Origin of the sequence: Pseudomonas sp. FSL R10-1350 (genome assembly GCF_009600525.1) — a bacterium.
Classification (GTDB): domain Bacteria; phylum Pseudomonadota; class Gammaproteobacteria; order Pseudomonadales; family Pseudomonadaceae; genus Aquipseudomonas; species Aquipseudomonas helleri.
In genome coordinates this window covers 23,348-46,583 of record NZ_WIVR01000025.1, presented here as the reverse complement: position 1 = coordinate 46,583, position 23,236 = coordinate 23,348, and the positions used below count along the sequence as shown (strand labels likewise).

Here is a 23,236-nt window from a genome sequence, read left to right as displayed (position 1 = left end):
GGCTCCGGTTAGGTTCTAGCTCATTTTATTAGAAAATAGCTTACCGTGGTCCTCGGGCAACCTCGACAGCATTGACGTGGTCCGCGGTGCCGGTTCGGTGCGCTACGGACCACAGAACGTGGGCGGCGTGATCAACTTTGTGACCCGCGCCATTCCGGAAACCTTCCAGGGCGAAGTCGGTACCACTCTGGAAACGTCTGAGCGTGGCGGCTGGAAGCATCTGGAATCGGCCTTTCTGGGCGGCACGGCCGACAACGGTATCGGTGCTGCATTGCTTTATTCCGGTGTCAAAGGTGATGGCTACCGGGCGAGCAATAACAACAACGACATCGACGACGTGTTGCTGAAAACCCATTGGGCGCCGACCGATCAGGACGATTTCAGCCTTAACTTCCATTACTACGACGCCACCGCCGACATGCCCGGCGGCCTGACGCAGAAGCAGTTTGATGCCGACCCGTACCAGTCCGTGCGCGACTGGGACAACTTCACCGGGCGGCGCAAGGACGTGTCCTTCAAATACCTGCGGCAGATTGATGACCAGACCCAGTTTGAAGTCCTGACCTACTACACCGACAGCTTCCGTGGCAGCAACATTGCTGCGCGCAACCTGCAAACTCTGGCGTCATACCCGCGTAGCTACCACACCTTCGGCATCGAGCCACGGGTGTCGCACGTCTTCACCCTGGGTGAGGTTACCCAAGAAGTGGGCATTGGCTATCGCTACTTGAAAGAAGCCATGCAGGAAGAAGCCAGCCAGCTGCAACTGGTCAATAACGTGCCTGTGGCCCGTCCAGGGGCTGACGGCCATATTTATCAGGACCGTACCGGCGGGACCGAAGCCAACTCGTTCTACATCGATGACAAGATCGATGTCGGCAAGTGGACCATTACCCCGGGCATTCGCTTCGAGCGCATCAGCACCAACTGGCAGGACCACTCGGTGCTGGACAACAAAGGCGTGCCGGTCCCGGAAAAAAACCGCAGCATCGACAGCAACGAAGCGTTGCCGGCCTTGAGCGTGATGTACCACCTTTCCGATGCCTGGAAACTGTTCGCCAACTACGAAACCTCGTTTGGCAGCTTGCAGTACTTCCAGTTGGGTCAGGGCGGCCAGGGCGACCAGACCGCCGCGGGCCTGAAGCCTGAAAAGGCCAAGACCTATGAAATCGGTACCCGTTATGACAATGGCGTGTGGGGCGGCGAAGTTACGCTGTTCTACATCGACTTTGCTGATGAACTGCAATACGTGAGCAACGACGTGGGCTGGACCAACCTAGGCGCGACCAAGCACCAGGGTATCGAGACGTCGGTTCATTACGACATGTCGACGCTTAACCCGGCCCTTGACGGCCTGTCGGTGAACGCCGGTTTCACCTACACCAAAGCCACCTCCGAGGGTGACATCGCCAACTTCAAAGGCCGTGACCTGCCGTTGTACTCGCGCCAAGTGCTCAACTTGGGCGCCCGCTACGTGGTCAACCGCTGGAGCTACAACCTCGACATGTTTGCCCAGTCGCAACAGCATGCACCGGGCACTGGTGGGGTTTACATCACCGACCCGACGCCGGACGGCCAGTACGGCGATATTCCGGGTTACGCCACCTGGAGCACCCGTGTCGGTTACGACTTTGGCCCTGAAGCATCGAACCTGAAAGTGGGCGCGGGCATCAAAAACCTGTTCAACCAGGAGTATTACACCCGTTCCAGCGACAACAACTCGGGTATCTACGTGGGTGAGCCGCGCACGTTCTTCGTGCAGGCCAGCGTAGGGTTCTAAAGCAGCACGGCTTGTCTCGCGGTCTTTTGATGGCTTAAAAGATCGCGAGGCAAGCTCGCTCCTACAGAGTGAATCAGACTTTCAAGATGCGTCCGCTGATGGCCACGCCTACCAGCATCACGGCGATCAGGCCGAAGGCGATGTTCAAACTGCTGGCATGGGCGATAAAGCCAATGGCCGCAGGCCCAACCAAAATTCCCGCATAACCCAGCGTAGTAATGGCCGGCACGGCGATGCTCTCAGGCATCACGGTCTGCTTGCCCACCGCGGTGTACAGCACCGGCACGATATTCGAGCAGCCGGCACCCACCAGCGCGTAGCCCAACAGCGACACTTCCCAGTCTGGCGCCACTGTCGCCAACGCCAGCCCGGCGGCGGCAAATAGACCGCCCAGAACGATGACCCGACGTGCGCCCAGGCGGCTGACGATGGTATCGCCGAGCAAGCGGCCTGCCGTCATGGTCAGGGCAAACGCGGCATAACCGAGCCCGGCATACACCTCGTTGATGTGTTTTTCAGAGGTCAGGAACACCGCGCTCCAGTCGAGCATCGCGCCTTCAGCCAAAAACACGGTAAAGCACAGCAGGCCGATAAACAGCACTACGCCATGGGGAATGGCAAACGCCGGGCCGCTGCTCTCGCTGCCATAGGGCAACAGGTGCGGAGCGGCCTTGAACAGCGCTGCGAGGATCAGCACGATGACCACGGCCATGGCCCACAAAGGCGTCAGACCGACGGCCAGCAGGCCGCTGACCCCGGCAGCGCCGACAATCCCCCCGACACTGAACAAGCCATGAAAGCCGGACATCATGTTGCGCCCGCTGGCGCGTTCAACAATCACTGCCTGCAGATTGACGGTGGAGTCGACGGTGCCCAGCCCAGCGCCAAAGACAAACAGCGTGGCAATCAGCAACGGGATGGAACTGACTGTCGCCAGCAACGGCAGACTCAGGCAGATCAGCAGGGTCCCGGCGGTCAGCACCCGGCGGCAACCAAAGCGGGTGGCCAGCACCCCGGCTATCGGCATTGCCAGAATCGAACCGACGCCCAGCGACAGCAGCAACAGCCCCAGCGTCGCGTCATCCAGCCCGGCCCGCGCCTTGGCGTAAGGCACCAGCGGTGCCCAGGCAGCGATGCCGAAGCCGGCAATAAAAAAGGCAATTCGCGTCGAAAGTTGTTCGAGATGCCCCGGAACCGGAGGCGCTTTAGGCATGGAGGTCATGGTCTTCCTTGAAGGAGAAGCGGCAAAAACAAAGCAACATCCTTACACAGTTGCGGCCAACCTCGCGACCCGCGAACGCCATCACGCTGTGGGAGCGGGCTTGCTCGCGATTGGATCGACGAGGTGTAACAGACAGACCCAGTCGTTTGCATCGCGAGCAAGCCCGCTCCCACGGGGGCCTAGACTTTACGCCGCGCGAACACCCAACCCACCAGCAGCACCAGCACGACAATCGCGCCCCAGGCCAGCGCCGGGGCGTATTTGATCAGCCAGCTCACCGGTGTTTTATCCGACAGAATGCTGGCCACCTCTTGTTCATCCGGCCCGGAGCCTGGCACTTGCCCAAATGTCGAACGCACATAGCGGGCCAGTGCGGCGATTTGCTCGTTGTTCATTTGGTCACGGAAACCGGGCATGAGGATGTGCCTGCCATCCATTTCGAGGTTGATGCCCCCGGCGATGACTTGCACCAGGTTATTGGGATGGGCCGAGCGCAAGTCGCGTAACCCGCCTAAGTCCGGCCCTGCGGTGCCAGTGCCGTCGACCCCGTGACAACTGGCACACGCCGATTGATACAGCACGGCACCATCGGTGGTGGCGTTGTTGGCCAGGTTACGCCAGCCGGTAATCGGCCCCTCGACGGTGTCAGGGCCGACGCGGGCCGGGCGTGAGGGCGCAGCAGGCAAGGTTTGAGTCATGACCGGTGGCACCTGGCGTAAGTAGGCAATGATGTCGGCAATGTCGCTGTCGCCCAGATGGCTCAGGCTGCGACTCACGGCCAGGCCCATATCACCCCCTGCGACCGCCCCCGAGTTATGGCCTTTTTGCAGAAACTGTTTGAGTTCCTCATCGCTCCAGCTACCCAGTCCGGACGGGTCGTTAGTGAGGTTGGGGGCTTGCCAGCCGCCGACAAACGCGCCGCCCAGGTGCTGCTCCGGCAACTCCGCCATGAGGACCCCGCGTGGTGTGTGACACGCGCTGCAATGCCCGAGGGCCTCAACCAGATAGCGCCCGCGTTCTGCCGACTTGCCTTGCGCAGGTTTCTCGCCTGCCGCGTGTCCTTCCTTCAGGTACAGCAAGTTCCAGGCAATCATGGCCGGCCGTATGAACGGAAAGCCCAAATCGGTCGCGCGCACTTCATGGTTGACCGCAGGCACGCTCTGCAAATAGGCGTAGAGCGCTGACACATCGGCATCGCTGATGCCGGTGTATGACGTGTACGGCATTGCCGGATACAGCCAGCCTTTGCCGGGGGCGCGGCCTTTGCGCAGGGCGTCGCGCAACTGTTCTTCGCTCCAGCCGCCGATGCCGGTGCGTGTGTCCGGGGTGATGTTGGAGGCATAAATAGGCCCCAACGGGCTGGCAATTGCAGCACCGCCCGCCAGATTTTCGCCATGGCAGCCCGCGCAATCGGCTGCCGTGGCGATGTATTTTCCGCGTTCAACCGTGCTGGCATCGCTTGACTGAGCACTGGCCCACTGTGTGCCGAGGGCGAGGGTGACGGCTATCAAGGCTTTACGCATGTCACACCTCCTTGGCGATATGTTTGCCAGCGCGGATGGCCAACGCCATCCCGGTCAGGGTGGGGTTCACACCGCCCGCCGTGGGCATGACCCCGGTGGTCACCAGAAACAGATTCTGGTGATCAAAACAGCGCAGATCCCGGTCCACAACAGCATCCTCGGCTCGGGTGCCCATACGCACCGTGCCCATGATGTGCTGCTGGCAAATCCATTTTGTGGGTGCACTGATCCGCGTACCGTTGGTGGCTTGCAGGAAGTTGGCAAAGTCGTCCATCAGCCGGGGCAGGTTGGCGTTGGTGTAGTCCGAGATCCGGTAGTCCAGGCGCAATCCCGGTAAACCGAGCGAATCCTTGAAGCCGGGGTTCAGAGATATCCCGTTGGCCTTGTCGGGCAAATCTTCGGTCAGGGCTTCAAAGGTGAAAATACGGGCTGAACGATCGTGGATTTCGTCATCCAGCGCGGCGCCGATCTTGCGCTCCGACAGGGCAGTTTTGGCAATGCCGACAGTGGGCGGGTTGTTCAGCAAGTCATAGCGCGTCGAAGGAATACGCGTGCGGTCTGGCTGATTGCGCCGCTGCATGATCGCGCCATGAATGTTCTGCCCGCGTCCGGCCCACAACGGCTCCGACGAAAGCAGGGTCATGTCGATGGTGGGGTGAACCATCAGGTTGCGTCCGACCATGCCCGAACGCGCCCCGAGGTTGTTCATCAGCATCAGCTTGGGGGTTTCAAAGCCATGGCCGGCCAGCACATAAACTTTGGCCGTGAGCCGCGTGGCGGCACGGTTAGGCGTCAGGTAGTGGAGGGCGGTCACCTGGCCGTCCGCGCCGGTTTCGATCTTGTGCACGATGGCGTTGCTGCGCAGGTCGACGCCCAACTTGCGGATCTTTTCAACGACGTGATACCCCGAGTGCTTGGCGCCGATCGGGCAGTTCCAGTTGCACATGTTGTTGCCAATACACGCGGGGCGGCCGTCATAGGGTTTGCTGATGCGTGACGAAGGGGCGACGTCGATGCGATAACCCTTGGTTGCAATTTGTTGCTGCAAGCGCTGAATGGCGTAGGGCTTGGCTTCGGGCGGCAGTGGAAAGGGCCGGGAGCGGGGTGGGTAGGTGTACCCCAAGCCTTGGCCGGATTCGTCGTAATCGGCGATGCCGTTGACCCCGATTTCGTATTCGGCGTCGCAATAGAACGGCTCAAGCTCGGCATAGGTGATGGGCCAGTCCACGGCGAGGCCGAAGCTGGACTTCAAGGTCATGTCTTCGGGGAGCAGGCGCCATGTGGCCGCCGTCCAGTGCCGTGAGGTGCCGCCCACTGAACGCAGGGTGCCGGGGAACACCTCGATCCCTTCAAGGTGCGGGCTGATATAGCCGGGGCTGAAGCTGTTGGGGGCGTAGGGCACATCCGGGAACAGCGCGTTGAAATTGTTTTGCCGCGCCGAGTTACGAAAGTTGTCGGTGACTTTCCAGTCCGTGGTTTCAGGCCCGGCTTCCAGCACGATGACTTTTTTCCCGGCGCGGGCCAGTTCCAGCGCCACCATGGAGCCCAGTGAACCTGAGCCCACGACAATCACGTCAGCATCGTAATCGCTCATTTCCTTGCCTCCTGGCCCAGTGCCGCGCGGGCAGCTTCGATTGAGTCGAACCGGCCTTCGGCATAGGCGTGCCAGGCCGGATCAGGGGCGGCGATGGTGTAATGCTTCAATGGCTGATAAGCCCAGGTGGTGGCGCCTTCCGGCAAATCGGAAGCGTCGACCCCGCGTGGCGTGTCTCGCCACCAGCCTGCCGGGCCGGGTGGGTAGCTCTGCGCAGGGATAATGCCGCCGGTCTTGGCATACGCCTGCATTTCAAGAAACGTGGCGAAGGCGGCGTCATCTTCAAGAATTCGCCCTGACGGCGTACCGACATAGCCCAAATACCAAGGTTTGGCGATGATCAGTGCCGTGTCCAGATCCGTTCCGCTGAGGGCCGACAGACCTGCTTCGCGGCTGGTGCGTGCCGCCAGGGTTTTGTGCAATGCGGCGAGGTGTGCGGCAAAGCCTGCATGACGCTCAGTCAGCAAGGCCTCGATCCTGGCGGCAGCGCCGGGGGTCAGGTTATCGGCGCCGGTAATGATCCGGCTCACCTCGCGAAACGCATCTGAAGCAGACCCAGCGGCCCACAGTGCACTCGACCAATACAAGGCAGGCGGTATCAAGGCCAGCGATACAAGAAAGGAGCGACGATCCATAGACATAGTGCCCACCCTGGCAAACTGATTAACATCCGGTGTTAATACTTTGAAAGTTGTTTATAGCCAAAATACAACTAACAGCAAGTTTTGGTTGTTAGTCAGGGAGGGGGCTTTCAGATTAATAAAACGGGTGTTGAATCTTTGGAGTGCGACTATTTATATATGTGTTTTTGGAAATGCAAATCATTATTGACCTGTAGGAGCGAGCTTGCCTCGCGATCTTTTAAATAATCAAAAGATCGCGAGGCAAGCTCGCTCCTACAGTTATGTGTGTGGTTTTGAGATTTAAACCTGCAACAACCGCTCCCGGAGTTTGCCGATTTCGTCGCGCATTTGTGCGGCGGCTTCGAATTCCAGGTCGCGGGCCAGGGCGTACATTTTTTCTTCCAGTTGGCGAATGCGTTTGCTGATCTCGCTCGGCGAGCGCAATTCGTTTTCGTACTTGGCGTTTTCTTCGGCGGCCTTAGCCATGCCTTTGCGCTTCTTGCTGCGCGAACCCGGTACCACCGCGCCTTCCATGATATCGGCGACGTCTTTGAACACACCTTTGGGGGTGATGCCGTTGGCTGCGTTGAACGCGATCTGTTTTTCGCGACGGCGTTCGGTTTCACCAATGGCCCGTTCCATCGACCCGGTGATGCGGTCGGCGTACAGAATCGCCTGGCCATTGAGGTTACGAGCGGCGCGGCCAATGGTCTGGATCAAGGAGCGTTCAGAGCGCAGGAAGCCCTCCTTGTCGGCGTCCAGAATCGCCACCAGCGACACTTCGGGCATGTCCAGGCCTTCACGCAGCAAGTTGATGCCCACCAGCACATCAAACACGCCCAGGCGCAAATCGCGAATGATCTCGACCCGCTCCACAGTGTCGATGTCCGAGTGCAGGTAACGCACGCGCACGCCGTGATCGGCCAGGTAGTCGGTCAAGTCTTCGGACATGCGCTTGGTCAGCGTGGTCACCAGCACGCGTTCTTCAATCGCCACACGCTTGTTGATTTCGGAGAGCAGATCGTCGACCTGGGTCAGCGCCGGGCGAATCTCGATTTGCGGGTCGACCAGACCGGTTGGCCGTACTACCTGCTCAATCACCTGGCCCGCGTGCTCGGCTTCGTAGTTGCCCGGGGTCGCCGAGACGAAGATCGTTTGCGGGCTGATGCGCTCCCACTCGTCAAAGCGCATCGGCCGGTTGTCCAGCGCCGAAGGCAGACGGAAACCGTACTCCACCAGGGTTTCTTTACGCGAGCGGTCGCCTTTATACATGGCCCCGACTTGCGGCACGCTGACGTGGGATTCGTCGATTACCAGCAGCGCGTCAGCAGGCAGGTAATCAAACAGCGTTGGCGGCGGGGCACCCGACTCACGGCCCGAGAGGTAGCGCGAGTAGTTTTCGATGCCGTTGCAATAACCCAGCTCCATGATCATTTCCAGATCGAAGCGGGTGCGCTGTTCCAGACGCTGCGCCTCAACCAGTTTGTCGTGGGTGCGCAGGTAGTCGAGGCGTTCCTTGAGTTCTTCCTTGATCCCTTCGACGGCCTCGAGCAAGGTTTCGCGCGGGGTCACATAGTGGCTTTTCGGATAGAAGGTAAAGCGCGGCATTTTGCGGATCACTTCGCCGGTCAGCGGGTCAAAGGCGCTGATGCTTTCGACTTCGTCATCGAACAGTTCGATGCGGATCGCTTCAAGGTCCGATTCGGCCGGGTAGATATCAATCACATCGCCGCGCACGCGGAAGGTGGCGCGGGCAAAATCCATGTCATTGCGGGTGTATTGCAGGTCGGCCAGACGGCGCAACAGCTCGCGCTGGTCGAGTTTGTCGCCACGGTCGATGTGCAGCACCATCTTCAGATAGGTTTCCGGACTGCCCAAACCATAAATGCACGACACCGTTGTCACGATGATCGCGTCCTTGCGCTCCAGCAACGCTTTGGTCGCCGACAGTCGCATCTGTTCGATGTGGTCGTTGATCGACGCGTCTTTCTCGATAAAGGTATCGGAGGAGGGGACGTACGCTTCCGGCTGGTAGTAGTCGTAGTACGAGACGAAGTATTCCACCGCATTGTTCGGGAAGAACGACTTGAACTCGCCGTACAACTGCGCGGCCAGAGTTTTGTTCGGCGCCAGCACCAGCGTCGGTCGATTGACATGGGCGATCACGTTGGCAATGCTGAACGTCTTGCCCGAACCGGTTACCCCGAGCAGGGTCTGGTGCGACAGACCGGCCTCAATGCCTTCGATCATCTGGCGGATGGCCACGGGCTGGTCGCCGGCGGGCTGAAAGCGGGTAACGAGCTGAAAATCGGACATAAAGGACCTCTGATTTCGCTTCCTTGAGTCGGGATAATCCCGGCCAAAGCGAGAAAGACTGCACACGACGCATGCCGCAGCGCAAACAGGATACGTGTAAATATGGAGATCGTGACTGACTGTTTCAAGGCGTGAGGCTGGCACGCCGGTTTGGGCAAATATTGCAATTAGACCAGTGGGCCAAAAATAAACTCAAATACTTGGCCAAAACCGGGTTTCGCCTGTTGCCCCAATCCTGATCAGCTTTATACTTGCTCCCCGTTTGTGCACCGCTCTAGTGCAATCGGCTGGAGCGTTGTCACCCCCTCCATCATCCATTCAGAGCCGCCGTAATAATGAGCCTGTTCTCCGCTGTCGAAATGGCACCACGCGATCCTATCCTGGGCCTCAACGAAGCATTCAATGCCGATACTCGTACCGACAAAGTGAATTTGGGGGTCGGTGTTTACTGCAACGAAGAGGGACGAATTCCACTCTTGCGTGCCGTTATCGAAGCCGAAACGATCCGGGCAGCAGAGCACGCTTCGCGCGGCTACTTGCCGATCGATGGTATTCAAGCCTACGACCAGGCAGTACAAAAGCTGCTGTTCGGTGCTGACTCGGCACTGTTGGCGGCTGGCCGTGTGATTACCACGCAATCGGTTGGTGGCACGGGCGCGCTGAAAATCGGTGCTGACTTCCTCAAGCAACTGCAGCCAGACGCTGTGGTCGCCATCAGCGATCCAAGCTGGGAAAACCACCGCGCACTGTTCGAAGCCGCGGGTTTCCCGGTACAGAACTACCGTTACTACGACGCCGCCAGCCATGACGTGAACCGCGCTGGCATGCTCGAAGACCTCAACGCCCTGCCTGCCGGCTCGATCGTTGTGCTGCACGCCTGCTGCCACAACCCGACCGGCGTTGACCTGACCCCGGCTGACTGGCAGAACGTACTGGAAGTTGTCAAAGCCAAGGGCCTGATTCCGTTCCTGGACATGGCTTACCAGGGCTTTGGCGATGGCATCGCCGAAGACGCCGCTGCCGTGCGCCTGTTTGCTGACTCGGGCCTGAGCTTCTTCGTGTCCAGCTCGTTCTCCAAATCGTTCTCGATCTACGGCGAGCGTGTAGGTGCACTGTCGATCGTCACCCAGTCCAAAGACGAGAGCGCTCGCGTTCTGTCCCAGGTCAAGCGTGTGATCCGCACCAACTACTCCAACCCGCCGACTCACGGTGCAAGCATTGTCGCGGCCGTTCTCAACAGCCCGGACCTGCGTGCCAAATGGGAAGCCGAGCTGGCTGAAATGCGCGAGCGCATCAGCGGCATGCGCCGTCAGATGGTTGAACTGCTCGCGAAAAAAGCACCAGGCCACGACTTCAGCTTTGTTGCGCGTCAGCGCGGCATGTTCTCGTACTCCGGCCTGACCGCTGAACAAGTAGGGCGCCTGCGCACCGAGTTCGGTATCTACGCGCTCGACACTGGCCGGATCTGCGTTGCAACCCTGAACCAGCGCAACATCGAAGGCGTAACCGACGCCATTGTGAAGGTCATCTAAAAATTTTTGGAGAGAAGTCAGCCAAAGCGTTGACTTCTTTTTAGATATCAGTAAGATAGCCCTCATTCCGCGATAGCTCAGTTGGTAGAGCAAATGACTGTTAATCATTGGGTCCCTGGTTCGAGTCCAGGTCGTGGAGCCAGATAAAGATTCAGAGCCGCTTTCAGCGGTTCTTAATCGTCCGAAAAACCCGCCGAAAGGCGGGTTTTTTCGTTTATGGCTTTCTTGAGTCGCGACCATCGTCCTGGCTATTACGTTTCACGTCACAGTAACGACAACGGGTAAGAAATAATCAGCCGGTTTTCGTTGAAGCTGGTGTTGGTGCCCCAATTGCGCCGTTGGGTAGAGTTGCGCCACCGCACGCTCAGTGCTTTAAAGCTGCCGGACTGCACCACGTACGCCAATTCGCTTTCCCGCCCCCATTCCTTGCCGTCGCTGACTGTTCCCACATGGGCATTTTCGCCGCTGATGTAGCGGTTCATTAACGTCAGGCCTGGCACGCCCACCCCTGCAAAGTTGAAGTCATGACGCACTTGCCAGGATTTTTCCCGGGCATTGTCGTAACTGGAGTTATAGCTGTCGTTGGCCAATGTGCCGCCACTGGTGCCGTTGACCCGCATCCAGGCGTCGTCACCGCTGACTCGTTGCAAGCCCACGTAGAAACTGTGACTGGCGTATTTCGCGGACAGAAGGGCGGACCAGGTCCGGTTGTCGAGATCTCCGGCCAGGGCGCTGCCGTCCTGTTTGCCGGTGAAGTAGCCAAGGTTGGCGCCCAAGGTCCAGTTACCCATGGGCTGACTGTGCAGAACCTGCAGATATTGCTGTTGGTATATGTCTTTGAGCTGGGCATGCCACACGCCGACAAGGGTGCGCTTGTCATTAAAGGTGTATTCGCCCCCGGCAAAATTGAAGCGGTCGCTGGTGTAGGCGGCGCGTCCGGTCATGAACATGTCTTGCATGCTCGAATCGTTGCGCGGGCTGTTGCTGCGCATTTGCCCGCCATAGAGGGTCAGGCCGTTGATCTCTTTTGAGGTGATCTGAGCGCCTTGAAAGGTTTGGGGCAGGGAGCGGCCATCATCGGAGCGCAGAATCGGCAGTACCGGCATCCACTCGCCGACCTTCAAGTCGGTTTGCGAGATACGCATCTTGCCGGCAACAGCGAGTCGGCCAAAGTTATCGGCAGGGCGGCCATCGCTGTCTATCGGCAAAAGCTGGGTGCCTTTGGTCCCTTTGCCGCCATCGAGTTTGACCGAGAACAGGCCGAGCACATCGGCGCCGAAACCCACTGTGCCTTGGGTGAAGCCGGACTTGGCGTCGAGGATGAAGCTTTGGGTCCATTCCTTGGCTTTGTTCTGGTTGGTCGAGTCGCCAACAAAGTTGCGGTCGATATAGAAGTTGCGCAGCGTCAGGCCAATTTTGGCCTCGTCTTGAGTTTCGGCATGCAGAGTCTGTGTACCCATGAACAGGCTGGAAGCGGTGATGCACAAGCTGAGACGAGAGAGTGTGTTCATTATTATTTTTCTTTTGGCGTAAGCAGGCCACGCAGCCGCTGAAGGCTGCTTGACCCGGTTGTTAAGGTAAGTGGAGAGACCGCTTTGCGTCTGATGAGTCAGGTGGGCAGTGTCAACGGCTTGATTTCCAGGATCTCGATTCGCTCCCATACCCGGCCGACGATGTACGGTTCGTCTTCAAGCCAGTTCTGCAAGTCTGAACGCTGGTCGAAACCCAGATGAACATTGGAGCCAATCATCTTGCCTTGCTCGTTCAGCAAGACCCCGCCGCCGAGGAACTTTCCTTCTTTGGCGAGTGCTTGCAGACGTTGCAGATGCTGCTCACGGCAGGCCATCCTCCGTTCCAGGGCGTCATCGTGATCAAAAGCAATAAGTGCAAATGGCATGGCTACTCCTAAATAAGGCGCGAGTTTTCCCGTTGCTGTGCGAGAAACCAGCGCCTTGTGATGTGCGAAGTGGGTGACGCTCAGGGGAGATCAGTGCGCGACGGGGTTCGCGCTGGCCTGACGGCTATTGATAACCTCTGCCGCAGGGCGGGATGTCATGGCGGCAATGGCTGCGATAAGTGCCAGGCCGCCGACGAAGTACGCCACCGGTAACCAGTTGCCATCGTGGCCAAGCAGTGCATAGCAGAGGCTGGGCGAGAATCCGGCGACGATGAAGCTCAATTGAGTGGCAAGACCGACGCCGGTGTAGCGTACCCGCATGCTGAACATCTCGGCATAGAAGGATGGCCACAAGGCGTTGGGTGCGCTGTAGCACACCGCTTTGAGCAGCACGGTAGTGAAAACGATCAACCAGATCTGGCCGGTGGTAATCGACCACAGAAACACAAACACTCCGGCGCAACTGGCCAGCGAACCGATGGCAAAGATGCGCTTCCTGTCCCATTGGTCGCCCAGCCAGCCGAAAAATGGCTGGCAGATCAGAGCACCGACCTGACTTGCCGCAATTGCCATGAGGATGGACGCACGATCAACGTGTTGATTGTTAGTGGCCCAGGACAGCCCGAAGATCATCACCAGCGACGACACTGAAACGATCAGGGCGCAGCAGAACACCGTGATGAATGCCCGCGATTCCTTACCAAACAGTTCGGCGATGGGCAGATGCCGGTCTTTGGGCTTGTTTGTCTTGAATTCCGGGCTTTCATCAACGCCGCGACGGATCAGCCAGGTAATCACCACCATCACCGCGCTGAGCAGGAACGGAATACGCCAGCCCCAGGCAAGCAGTTGTTCTTCGGACAGCATCGATAACGGGATGAAGACTGAGGTGGCGAGAATGGAGCCCATGGAGGCACCGTTGATCAGCCAACTGGTATAGAAGGATTTCTTCTTGCCTGGGGCATGCTCCATGGTCAGCAGGCTTGCACCGACCTGTTCGCCTCCTGCAGACAACCCTTGCAACAACCGGCAAAGAACCAGCAAGGCCGGGGCCCAGGCGCCAATGCTGGCGTGGGTGGGCAGCAGGCCGATGGTGAAGGTGGCCAGGCCCATCAACAGCAGCGTCAACATCAAGACCTGTTTGCGGCCGAAACGATCGCCCATGTGCCCGAATAGCATTGCGCCAATTGGCCGGGCGATATAACCGACACCGAACGTGGCCAGGGCCGCGAGGGTCCCCGCCATCGGATCATCGGAAGGGAAAAACAGTTTGTTGAATACCAGAGCCGCTGCCGAGCCGTAGATAAAGAAATCGTAGTATTCGACCACGCTGCCGAGAAAACTGCCGAAGGCGGCTTTCCTGGCCATGCGCGGGTCATTGGGCGGATTAACGTTCATACGCAACCTTTCTTGTCTTTATGGTGGTTGGACGACAGGCGTTTAACGCGTGCCGAAGGGGGCCAGTTGGCTGCCGCCACACACATGAATCACTTCAGCCGTGATGAAGGCAGAGTCGGTGGAGGCCAGAAAGGACGTGGTGTTAGCAACGTCTTCTGGCCGGGTCAGGCGCTTGAGCGGTGTGACATTGATGGCACCTTCGGCCATATGGTCGAAGTCTTGCGGATTGCGTCCCTCCAGGGTGAAGGCAGAAGGCAGCAGACCGGGGGCAATGGCATTGACGGTCACGTTATGGGGTGCAAGTTCGCGGGCCATGGAGCGCGTCAGGCCCACAAGCCCTGCCTTGCAAGCCACGTAGGCGGGCGGACCACCGGCAACCCAGCAGCGTGAGACGATGTTGATCACTCGGCCGCTTTGCTGCTTGATCCAGTGCGGCGCGACCTTTTGGCAAAGCAGTGCAGGGCCACGCAAATTCACGGCCATCATCTTGTCCCAGTGTTCAGGATTGAAGTCGTAGATTGAACCCCGAAGGTTGATGGCCGCATTGTTCACCACCACATCGATGCGCCCGAAAATGTCGGCTACTTGATCGACCATGGCTGTAATCGAGCGCTCATCGCCCATGTCGGCCTTGATCGCCACTACGCGTTGATCGCTGGACAGACTCAAGGACTGTGCCAAGGCTTCGATGGCGCTGAAGTTGATATCCACTGCGACGATATGCAGGCCGTCCTTGTAAAGGCGTTGGCAAATGGCCCGCCCGAGTTCACCCGCAGCGCCGGTCACCACGGCTACGGATCTGTTGGAGGGTAGAGCAGTCATGGTTCAGGCCTCTTGAGGGTGAGAAAAGATGGGTTTATCGCTGAGCTGCAAGTACTGCAGCATCAGCGTCCGGTTGCGTGCCAATTTGTGTCGATCGGTGTGCGAGTCAGAAAAGTCCTCGACGGACACCCAGTCGTTGAAACCGTTGTCGCGCAGCGTCTGGAGCATGGTCTGCAACGGCAACACGCCTGCATCCGGCGGGCACCACTCCCACGACCAGCCTTGACCGGGAGCTTGCGGTTTGTAGGCAACGTTTTTGACCTGTACGTGCGTCAGGTGAGCGCCCATCAAGTCCAGCGACATTTGCACGTCTTCGCGGCCTTCGATGGCCAGATTGCCCATGTCATAGATGATCCCCAGGTGTTGCGCCGGGTAGTGCTCCGCTACGCGCATCGCCAGTGACGGGCTGGAGCAGATGGTGCGCTGATGAACCTCCAGCGCCAGTTGCACGCCCTGGGCTTCGGCGCGCGGAAGCAATTGATCAAGAAACCGGCGCATCCGTCCATAAGCCTCTGGGTATCGCTCGTGGGTGTAGCCTGGAGCCCATATTCTGAGACGCGCCTGGCTGGCGATTGCGGCCAGGTCGATCAGCCGCAGACCTTGTTCCAGATCACCTATTTTCAGGTAGGGACTGAGCCCGAAGATGTTCAGCCCCAGAGCCTGGCAGTGGTCCTGGATGCGTTGCACTGCTGCCGAGGTGGGCGCAATTGTGCAGCGATTGTTGGTGCTGGCATGCCAAGGTTGAGCCGGATTCAATCGACTGGTATCGGCGATCCGCCATTCCACTCCCTGATACCCCAGACGAACCATTTCATCGGCCAGTTCTTCGGGGCTCAGAGTGGGCAACGACGCGCTCGATACGCCTAGTCGCGGTTCCCGAATGTTCATTGAATGTGTCCTCGCATTGCCGCGTATGGATGTGGTTTAACGCATCCTAGATGAAACTTTTTGTTGATTAAATTGATATAAATTGCGTATTAAATTAACCCTTGGGTTAACTATCAGAGGTTAATGTCGGTGAGCCAGTCCGCTATCAATCTGCGTCATTTGCGCGCTTTTACGACTGTGGTCAGTTGCGGGAGTCTGGTCAGCGCTTCGAGGCTGATGCATATCACGCTGCCAGCAGTTTCCAAGAGCCTCAAGGAGCTGGAACAGGAACTGGGCGTGCAGTTGTTGGTACGTACGCGCAAGGGTGTGCACCTGACCCAGGCTGGTGAGGCGTTTCATAAACATGCGGTGCAAGTACTGAGCAGTTTCAATCAGGCGATGGACCAGGCGCAGTCCACCCCGGACGCCCCGCAAGTCCTGCGAGTAGGGGCACTGCCAACGGCGGCTGGCTATATTCTGGCGCCCGTGGTTGAACAAATGCGCCAACGCTACCCGGGTATAAAAGTGCAGGTGTTGTCGGGGGTTTATGAGTATCTGGTGGGAAAATTGCGGACCGGGGAGATCGACCTGATTGTCGGCCGTTTAATCGGACGAGACATGCTCGGGGTTACCTTCGAAGCGCTCTATGAGGAAGACCTTGTACTGGTGGTGCGCAAGGACCACCCCCTTGCGCAGCGCGAACGGGTGGTGCTGGACGATCTGCGCCCATACGTCTTGCTGGCCTCTCCTCAAGGCACTCTGGTGCGCATTAGCGTCGACAATTTTTTGCTCTCCAACAGCTCACTGGAAGGGTTGCAGATTCTGGAGACGTTGAGCGAAACCTTCTCACGGGTCTATGTGCATGATTACGACGGTGTGTGGTTTGTTCAGCGCGGGCTCGTTGATCTGGATTTGCGTTTGGGCATTGTGCGTGCGCTACCCTTTGCCAGTCCGTTGCTCAGAGCGCCTATTGGCCTGACCACCCCAACGGACCGTCCTCTGTCAGACGCCGCTCAGCAATTTCTGGAACTGCTTCGCACATGGCACAAAAACCAGCCTGAACAGTAGGTGCGCGGTGTCAAATGAGCAACTTGAGGTCTTACAAGTTCCTCTCGATGGCGCTAATAAGTAATTGATTCTAAAGGCTCTGTAGGAGCGAGCTTGCCTCGCGATCTGTTGATCTTGATGTGGCTTTTGATCTTGATCCAAGAGGCCCCGTTAAGCCACGCTGGCCGATCGCGGCGGGCCCATGGCGTAAGGCCGGAATCCTAAGTGGCCGTTGCCGCAGCAATGGATATGCACCCAAGAATACCGAGGTGGATGGTTTTACGGCTGCACGCAGCCGATCGCAGCCTTCGTACCTCGTCAGCGACTACGGTGGCCTGTGTGCTGCGCGATAGCGCGACGTCGTAGACGGGGCGGCTTTTCCTAGGACTATTCCCACGCCATAAAGCTATCTGGCCTACAGTACAGTTTGGGTCTTTACAGGGTTAAATGTTCCCTATTCTGAATAGGAAAAAGGACATCCCTAATGTCGAAACAATGCCCCGGCACCACTCCAAACTTACGTCCTGTTCACTTGCCTGTGCTTGGCAGGCAAGAGCAGGGCTAGCGCCCGTCAAAATCCTCCCCCCCCTTGGTCTAGATCCACGCCGTGCCAGTTGCCTTCTACCGGTGAAAACCGGGGCAGGGTGCTTGCCGCCTCAGGAGCGCCCATGCCCCGTCAAAGCGATCTGCGTTTTACCTTCGAGCCCCTGCAAGGCGATGCCTTTGAGGTGGTCGAGTTCAAGCTCGAAGAAGGCTTGTCGCAACCCTTCAAATTAACCCTGGACCTTGTCAGCCACGATCCGGCGGTGGACTTTAATTGCGTCCTCGATTTGGGCGCGCTGTTCACGGTGTGGCGCGGCGAAACGCCGGTGCGCTATGTCCATGGTCTGGTCAGTCTGTTCCGTCAGGGCGACACCGGTTTTCGCCGTACCCGCTACCACGCGGTGATCGAGCCGACCTTGGCCCGCGCGGGCCTGCGCTCCAACTGGCGGATGTTTCAGTACAAAACCGTGCCCGAGATCATCACTCTGGTGCTCAAGGGCCAACGCATCACCGACGTGGAAAAACAGATCTGTTTCGATCACCAGACCCGCGAATACTGCGTGCAGGCGGGTGAAACCGACCTCGACTTTATTGCCCGCCTGGCCGCTGAAGAAGGCCTGCTCTACACCTTCGAACACCGCACCGACGGCCATACCTTGATCCTCACCGATCGCGTCGGTGGCCTTGGCACCATCGGCACCCACAAAGACTGCCCGGTGCTATATCAGCCCATGGGCGGCGGCGATTCGTCAGAGCCTTCCTTGCACCGCTTCAGCTACACCGAGCAGGTGCGCACTTCTCGGCAAGTCCAGCGCGATTACACCTTCACCCATCCGCGCTACAACCAGCAACACACCGCCGATGGCGGCCTGGCCCTGAAAAACCAGCACAAGGATTACGAGCGCTACGACTACCCCGGCCGCTACAAACGCGATGCGGCGGGTAAACCTTTTACCAAGACCCGCCTCCACGCCTTGCGCAGCGACGCGCGCATGGCCGAACTCGAAGGCGACGACGCCCGCCTGCAACCCGGTCTGGCCTTCGACCTGAGCGAACACCCGCGCCCCGATTTCAACGACCGCTGGCGCAGCATCGCCCTTGAGCACACCGGCAAACAACACAGCAGCCTGCAAGAAGAAGCTGGCGGTAGCGACTACAGCACCACCTACCATTTAAAGGCCAGCGCCATCCGCTGGGACGCCGAGTGGAAAGCCCCGTTGCAGCCCAAACCCTGCATCGACGGCCCGCACACCGCCACCGTGGTCGGCCCGCCGGGCGAAGAGATCTACTGCGACGAATGGGGCCGGGTCAAAGTCAGCTTCCCGTGGGACCGCGACAGCCAGGAAAACGACCACAGCTCCTGCTGGATCCGCGTCACCCAAGGCTGGGCGGGCACCTTATGGGGCGCCATGGCCGTGCCGCGCATAGGCCAGGAACTGATCATCAGCTACCTCGACGGCGACCCCGACCAACCCATCGCCACCGGCAGAGCCTACCGCCAGGCCAACCTGCCGCCCTACGAACTGCCCAAACACAAAACCCGCATGACCATCAAAAGCCGCACCCACAAAGGCACGGGCTTTAACGAACTGCGCTTTGAGGATGAGCTGGGCCAGCAAGAGGTTTACATCCATGCCGAGCGGGACAAGAACGTTTACATCAAGCATGACAACACGACGTTTGTGGGCAATGACAGGAAGGAGCAGGTGGCGCGGGATGAAACCCTTGAGATTGGTCGTGACCGGACCGAACGGGTAGGGCATGACGAGCGGGTCTCGGTTGGTCAGGACCAAAGGCTGAAAGTAGGCCGTGATCGCATTCAAACCTTGGGGCGTCATTACCGAAGCAGCATTGGCGGGGATCATACCGAGGAGATTGCCAATAACCGCAGCGTCAAGGTGGCTGCAAACTGTGATAGCCAAATCGGTGGCTCGTCGAGCCACGCCGTTCGCCATCGGTACAGTCTGTCGGCAGGGCAATTGATTGAGCAGAACACCACGGTGTTCGATGTTGCAGCAGGTCAGCGCATTGTCCTGAGGGCGCCCGGCGGCAGCATTACCCTCGACAGTAATGGCATTACCCTTGATGGCCTTGCCATCCACATTAAAGGGCCAGTGGCCTCAACACCCCTCGGCACGGGCAATCCACTGGACAGCTCCGCAGTGCTTCCCGCACCACCGGGCGCCTACCTGGGGCGCTATACGTTACTGAAGAACGATCAACGTGCTTTTGCAGGGTATCGGTACCGCATCACTAAGGGCGCGGTACTGTTGACCGAGGGCCTGACGTGCCCGGCGGGTGGAACAGACTGGACGGTGACCGATGCCAGCACATCTGTCCAGGCGCACAAAGCTGTCATGCGTGAAGACCAGAGAGTTACTGAGACTTGGCAGCCGTATCTGAAAGGCATTGATGAACCGGCCGAGAGCATTGATCCGAAGGACATTTTTGCGGATGAGTTTGTGGATCTGCACGGTGGGGACCTTGACTGATGCCAGCGCCTCTTATTCATCTTATTGGTCGCATTGTCGACGGGGCATATCGTGCCTACCGGGCAAACCAAACCATTGAAAATGGCAAATCTGCTGTTGAGCTGGTTCAGCTCGTGCGCGAAATCGAGCAGCGTAGGGAGCACATTAAGCAGACCCTGAGAGCAACCATCGAGGCCATGACCCAGGAGATTGACACCAAAAGTTCGACGTTTGCGGTGGTCGACCGTGGCGGCAATAGCACGGTCTCGCGCAGGGGGCAGGAGAACATAGAGTTCAAGGAATACATTGAACGCAAGGTGCCTTTTCGACCCGCTATCAGCCAGGTTTGCACCGTGGCCCTGCAGATGCCGATCAAGGTGCCCCGGCGCATTCGCAAGAAAATCGCCGGTGACACAGTGGAAACGACGATTGAGATAGCACTCAAGCAGTTCACCGCCTCGCTGTTTTTTGAGGCTGTCGACGAAGCCCTGGAGTGGCGCAGCCCGCTCAAGTCCGAACCCAACTACAACGGCACCAGCAAGAAGGCCTTGCTCGGCGAGCCCGCCACACGGCCTAAACGCTTTGGCAGCGACATACAGCCCTTTTGGCCGAGACCTAAAGGTTTATTGGCGCCTGATCTGGTGATTGTTGAATACCGCCATGAACCTTTTGAAACCGAAAACGTGTTCGCAGCGGTAGAGATCAAGTTTCCGGGGGATTGGGCCAAGAAAAATCAACTGGAAACCTATGTCGAACTGATGACGCCAACTGTGGGCATCAACCCGATAAAAACGGGCAGGGAGAAAGTGGCCTTGCTGCGGGTGCCGGAAGATTGCACAGGGTTTGAAACCACGGGGAAGCAGACACCAGTAGCCAAAGGCAACAAAAACAGGAGGTAAGCGTGAGTACTACTCATGGATTGTTTGATGAAGAAGAGCGCCAAGAGTTTATTGCAGAGCTCAAGGAGTGGCCCAATACGGACTGGGGAACGGACTATGCACGACACAGCGTCAGCCCATTCATCAGCTTCTACTTCCCACCCAAGCCCGGAAATCACGTTGAGGCCACACTGCTGATGCTGGACGTCCATGAGGCTTTTGAACAAATGCTTGGCAAGCCATACACCATTGCGACTCACCCGGTTTCAGAGCGGCCATACCCTTATGGCTCTTCACGGATACCGGATTTGCGTAAGGCGGCCATGGAGGCGTACGAGGCCGAGGCCTTTCTGTTCTGTTTTACCGATGAGCAAAACCACCGCTCATCTCCCACCACAGCGGGATATTTCTGGCGCCACTGGTTTAATCCCTACAAGGGCAAAATGCAGGCGTACTCTTCAATCACGTTCTATTACCGCTGGCAGTGGTGGCTGGATAACCGCGATGCCTGGCGCTGCTTTGTGCTCAAGACTATCGACCTGCTGAAGGCTGATCAGGTCTACAGCGGTTTCGCCATGGCCAACCCGCTTCAGTTCGGAACGCGCTCGGCCATCGAAACCTGGGAGCGATCATTGACTCCTGCTTTCTATGGGCTGGATATCGACTACGACTTTGTCATGCACAGCGATCTGGAAAACGGCATTCGTCCACCCACCTGGGGCTTCCTGTTGTCTGACCCCTGGCGTGAAAAACTTGATCTGACCCGCAAACAGGTACAAGAAAACCTGACTCATCCGCGCATCAGCATCACCGAATTGCATAGCGGTCTGTGGATTGAACTGGGTGAGCAGCCTGAGCTGTATCCGGTCGAGCTGGGCGTGCCGGAACTGCCCATGCTTTTGAACAAACTCCTCAAACCAATCCGTAATGACGAAATGGGTTTGTTGGGGCTTGGCCAATGGGAAGGCGACCCTAACGAGCGTTTCACTGACCCTGACAGCCGTCGCTGGTTGGCCCGTTTTGATGCAGACAGTGACTGGCCATCAACGCAAAAGCGCTTTAACGCACCACCGGCCAAAGCGGCAGGGCAGGGGCTTATGCCACAGCTCAAGCGGATCATTGCCGGCATGGCCTGTACTCAGGCCGGTTGGTGGTTGGCGGTGGGTCAGACCAATACGCGTCGCGCGTTCAAGGCCGGCGAGACCATGCCGAGCGTTGATTCAGCATCCGCGGGGCAACTGACCCTATGGCAGCTTGATGCGGATCAAACCGCCCCCGAACCCGCCCGCCATGCTCACAGTCAGGAACCGGCGCCTCGTGAAGGTCGCTGGGAGCTGGAAACCGATTCGTGCATCTCGTGCATTCGCCTCCTGAACGAAAAACTGCCCACCCATCAAGGTCGCACGGTTCTGTGGCGCTGGACGGTCACCAGGATGCGCGCCTGCAGCGGAGAACCTTGCCCTTATCCGGGTGCGTATATCTTTGAACGCAAAGAGGGCATCCGGGTGCACATGAACTATGGGGTGGTGATGCCGACCCTTGAGGGTGAACGTGTCTCTTGGTTGTGGGACGGAATGGAGCCGCCGCCAGACGAGGGCTAGCCCCCGTCCTGACCCTGCCTTACGGTCAGTGCTTCACCCTGCGACATCATCCATTTGAGCAGCGCGCTTACCGGCACCCGATGAGTGCGCTCAACCCAGTGCACGTCATCGAGGCTGTAATGCTCAATGTAGCGAGTGAGCACGATTTCATCCCGATCATCCGACAGGCACAGGCTGGTTTCACTGCATTGCAGGCTGGCGGTGTCACTTTTTACCAGGCGTTGCTCCAGCAGCATGGGTGAATTATCAGCAGACATGGCACACCTTCTCGATCGCGGGAGGCTGATGCTCGCACCCGCGTTTTGCGCGTGTATGTCTGCTTTGTTGCCAAGTTGAAATATATGACGGGGCGCGCTGAATAGTTTTAGATATGAATTCTTACAGAACTTAAGTGATGCGCCGGTGAGCAGTCTGTTGATCGTAGACGATGACCTTGAGGTCCTTGCGCTACTGAAAAAATTCTTTGAGCAGCACGGCTATTCGGTGCAGGTCGCTATCGATGGCGCGGCGCTGTGGGCGGCCGTGGCGATCCAGTCACCCGACTTGATCATTCTTGACTTGATGCTGCCCGGAGAAAACGGTCTGGCCCTGTGCCAACGCCTGCGCCAGCAGTATTCCACGCCCGTTATCATGCTGACCGCCATGGGCGAGTTGAGTGACCGGGTGGTTGGCCTGGAAATGGGGGCCGACGATTACCTGAGCAAACCTTTTGACGCCCGTGAGCTTCTGGCCCGGGTGCGTGCGGTGCTGCGCCGGGCGGCCGACAGCCAGCCGGTGACCGGCGAAGTGCCGCGGCCAATCCTTGTGTTTGCCAATTGGCAACTGGACCTCACACGCCGCGAGTTACGCTCTCCGCAGCAGGTAATGATCCCGCTGTCGGCCGGCGAGTTTGATTTGCTGCTGGTTTTTCTGGAGCACCCGCAGCGCATTCTGACCCGTGAAGTGTTGCTGGACCTGGCCCGTGGCCCTGCCCATGAAGCGTTTGATCGCAGCATCGACGTTCAGGTCAGCCGCCTGCGGCGCAAGCTGGAGTTCGACAGCAACGGGGTAGAGATGATTCGTACGGTACGCAACGTCGGTTACCTGTTCACGCTCGGCGTGGTTCGCAAGTGAAGCGCTGGT

Annotated in this window: 17 protein-coding genes, 1 tRNA gene and 1 pseudogene; 8 read left to right on the top strand and 11 right to left on the bottom strand. The window is 58.4% G+C overall.

Translation table 11 applies throughout. From position 1 onward, the window contains the following. Window positions 1-40: 40 nt before the first annotated feature. Window positions 41-1,780, top strand: a pseudogene (locus tag GHO25_RS13400) (TonB-dependent receptor family protein); the annotation flags it as partial. 73 nt (window positions 1,781-1,853) lie between these two features. On the opposite strand, the gene GHO25_RS13395 reads toward GHO25_RS13400, so the two are convergent. The 5 genes from GHO25_RS13395 to uvrB form a co-directional block, all read right to left on the bottom strand. Further along, window positions 1,854-3,002, bottom strand: coding sequence for an MFS transporter (locus GHO25_RS13395; protein ID WP_153390970.1), 1,149 nt, complete (start codon window positions 3,000-3,002; stop codon window positions 1,854-1,856). Window positions 3,003-3,181: 179 nt separating this feature from the next. Beyond that, the gene (locus GHO25_RS13390) at window positions 3,182-4,525 is read right to left on the bottom strand and encodes a cytochrome c (protein ID WP_153390969.1); all 1,344 of its coding nucleotides are present in this window, start codon (window positions 4,523-4,525) and stop codon (window positions 3,182-3,184) included. 1 nt (window position 4,526) lies between these two features. Further along, complete coding sequence (locus GHO25_RS13385) at window positions 4,527-6,119, bottom strand: GMC family oxidoreductase (protein ID WP_153390968.1); 1,593 nt, start codon at window positions 6,117-6,119, stop codon at window positions 4,527-4,529. Continuing rightward, the gene (locus tag GHO25_RS13380; RefSeq protein WP_153390967.1) at window positions 6,116-6,760 is read right to left on the bottom strand and encodes a sugar dehydrogenase complex small subunit; all 645 of its coding nucleotides are present in this window, start codon (window positions 6,758-6,760) and stop codon (window positions 6,116-6,118) included. The genes GHO25_RS13385 and GHO25_RS13380 overlap by 4 nt, the downstream gene beginning before the upstream one ends. Before the next feature lie 282 nt (window positions 6,761-7,042). Then, complete coding sequence (gene uvrB / locus GHO25_RS13375) at window positions 7,043-9,058, bottom strand: excinuclease ABC subunit UvrB (protein ID WP_153390966.1); 2,016 nt, start codon at window positions 9,056-9,058, stop codon at window positions 7,043-7,045. A 335-nt stretch (window positions 9,059-9,393) separates the two neighbouring features. Between uvrB and GHO25_RS13370 the strand changes: the two genes are divergently transcribed. Further along, window positions 9,394-10,590: an amino acid aminotransferase gene (locus GHO25_RS13370; protein WP_048369183.1), complete on the top strand. Its 1,197-nt coding sequence runs from the start codon at window positions 9,394-9,396 to the stop codon at window positions 10,588-10,590. 66 nt (window positions 10,591-10,656) lie between these two features. Beyond that, window positions 10,657-10,732, top strand: a tRNA-Asn gene (locus GHO25_RS13365). Between the two features lie 121 nt (window positions 10,733-10,853). Here the strand turns inward: GHO25_RS13365 and GHO25_RS13360 are convergent. The 5 genes from GHO25_RS13360 to GHO25_RS13340 all read right to left on the bottom strand — a co-directional run bounded on the left by GHO25_RS13360 (window position 10,854) and on the right by GHO25_RS13340 (window position 15,595). Then, window positions 10,854-12,050: an OprD family porin gene (locus GHO25_RS13360; protein WP_228392621.1), complete on the bottom strand. Its 1,197-nt coding sequence runs from the start codon at window positions 12,048-12,050 to the stop codon at window positions 10,854-10,856. A gap of 149 nt (window positions 12,051-12,199) precedes the next feature. Next, window positions 12,200-12,487 (bottom strand): YciI family protein, encoded by a 288-nt coding sequence (locus GHO25_RS13355; RefSeq protein ID WP_153326439.1) that lies wholly within the window; start codon window positions 12,485-12,487, stop codon window positions 12,200-12,202. Window positions 12,488-12,577: 90 nt separating this feature from the next. Further along, window positions 12,578-13,885, bottom strand: coding sequence for an MFS transporter (locus GHO25_RS13350; RefSeq protein ID WP_256677222.1), 1,308 nt, complete (start codon window positions 13,883-13,885; stop codon window positions 12,578-12,580). Between the two features lie 42 nt (window positions 13,886-13,927). Next, window positions 13,928-14,707 (bottom strand): SDR family NAD(P)-dependent oxidoreductase, encoded by a 780-nt coding sequence (locus GHO25_RS13345; RefSeq protein ID WP_153326437.1) that lies wholly within the window; start codon window positions 14,705-14,707, stop codon window positions 13,928-13,930. Between the two features lie 3 nt (window positions 14,708-14,710). Continuing rightward, on the bottom strand, window positions 14,711-15,595 hold the full coding sequence (locus tag GHO25_RS13340) for a sugar phosphate isomerase/epimerase (protein ID WP_153326435.1): 885 nt from the start codon (window positions 15,593-15,595) through the stop codon (window positions 14,711-14,713). Window positions 15,596-15,724: 129 nt separating this feature from the next. Here GHO25_RS13340 and GHO25_RS13335 point away from each other — a divergent pair, with 129 nt between their 5' ends. The 4 genes from GHO25_RS13335 to GHO25_RS13320 all read left to right on the top strand — a co-directional run bounded on the left by GHO25_RS13335 (window position 15,725) and on the right by GHO25_RS13320 (window position 22,114). After that, on the top strand, window positions 15,725-16,642 hold the full coding sequence (locus tag GHO25_RS13335; RefSeq protein WP_178110083.1) for a LysR substrate-binding domain-containing protein: 918 nt from the start codon (window positions 15,725-15,727) through the stop codon (window positions 16,640-16,642). A 647-nt stretch (window positions 16,643-17,289) separates the two neighbouring features. Beyond that, a complete protein-coding gene (locus GHO25_RS13330; RefSeq protein ID WP_153390965.1) occupies window positions 17,290-19,656 on the top strand; it encodes a type VI secretion system Vgr family protein in 2,367 nt (788 codons plus the stop codon). Next, window positions 19,656-20,534, top strand: coding sequence for a VRR-NUC domain-containing protein (locus GHO25_RS13325; protein WP_153390964.1), 879 nt, complete (start codon window positions 19,656-19,658; stop codon window positions 20,532-20,534). Before GHO25_RS13330 ends, GHO25_RS13325 begins: the two co-directional genes overlap by 1 nt. Window positions 20,535-20,536: 2 nt before the next feature. Continuing rightward, entirely contained in the window at window positions 20,537-22,114 is a 1,578-nt protein-coding gene (locus GHO25_RS13320; RefSeq protein WP_178110082.1) for a type VI immunity family protein, read from the top strand. On the opposite strand, the gene GHO25_RS13315 is transcribed toward GHO25_RS13320, so the two are convergent. Continuing rightward, the gene (locus GHO25_RS13315) at window positions 22,111-22,371 is read right to left on the bottom strand and encodes a hypothetical protein (protein WP_048369178.1); all 261 of its coding nucleotides are present in this window, start codon (window positions 22,369-22,371) and stop codon (window positions 22,111-22,113) included. The genes GHO25_RS13320 and GHO25_RS13315 overlap by 4 nt on opposite strands. Before the next feature lie 145 nt (window positions 22,372-22,516). Here GHO25_RS13315 and GHO25_RS13310 point away from each other — a divergent pair, with 145 nt between their 5' ends. Then, entirely contained in the window at window positions 22,517-23,227 is a 711-nt protein-coding gene (locus tag GHO25_RS13310; RefSeq protein WP_048369177.1) for a response regulator, read from the top strand. Window positions 23,228-23,236 lie beyond the last annotated feature (9 nt).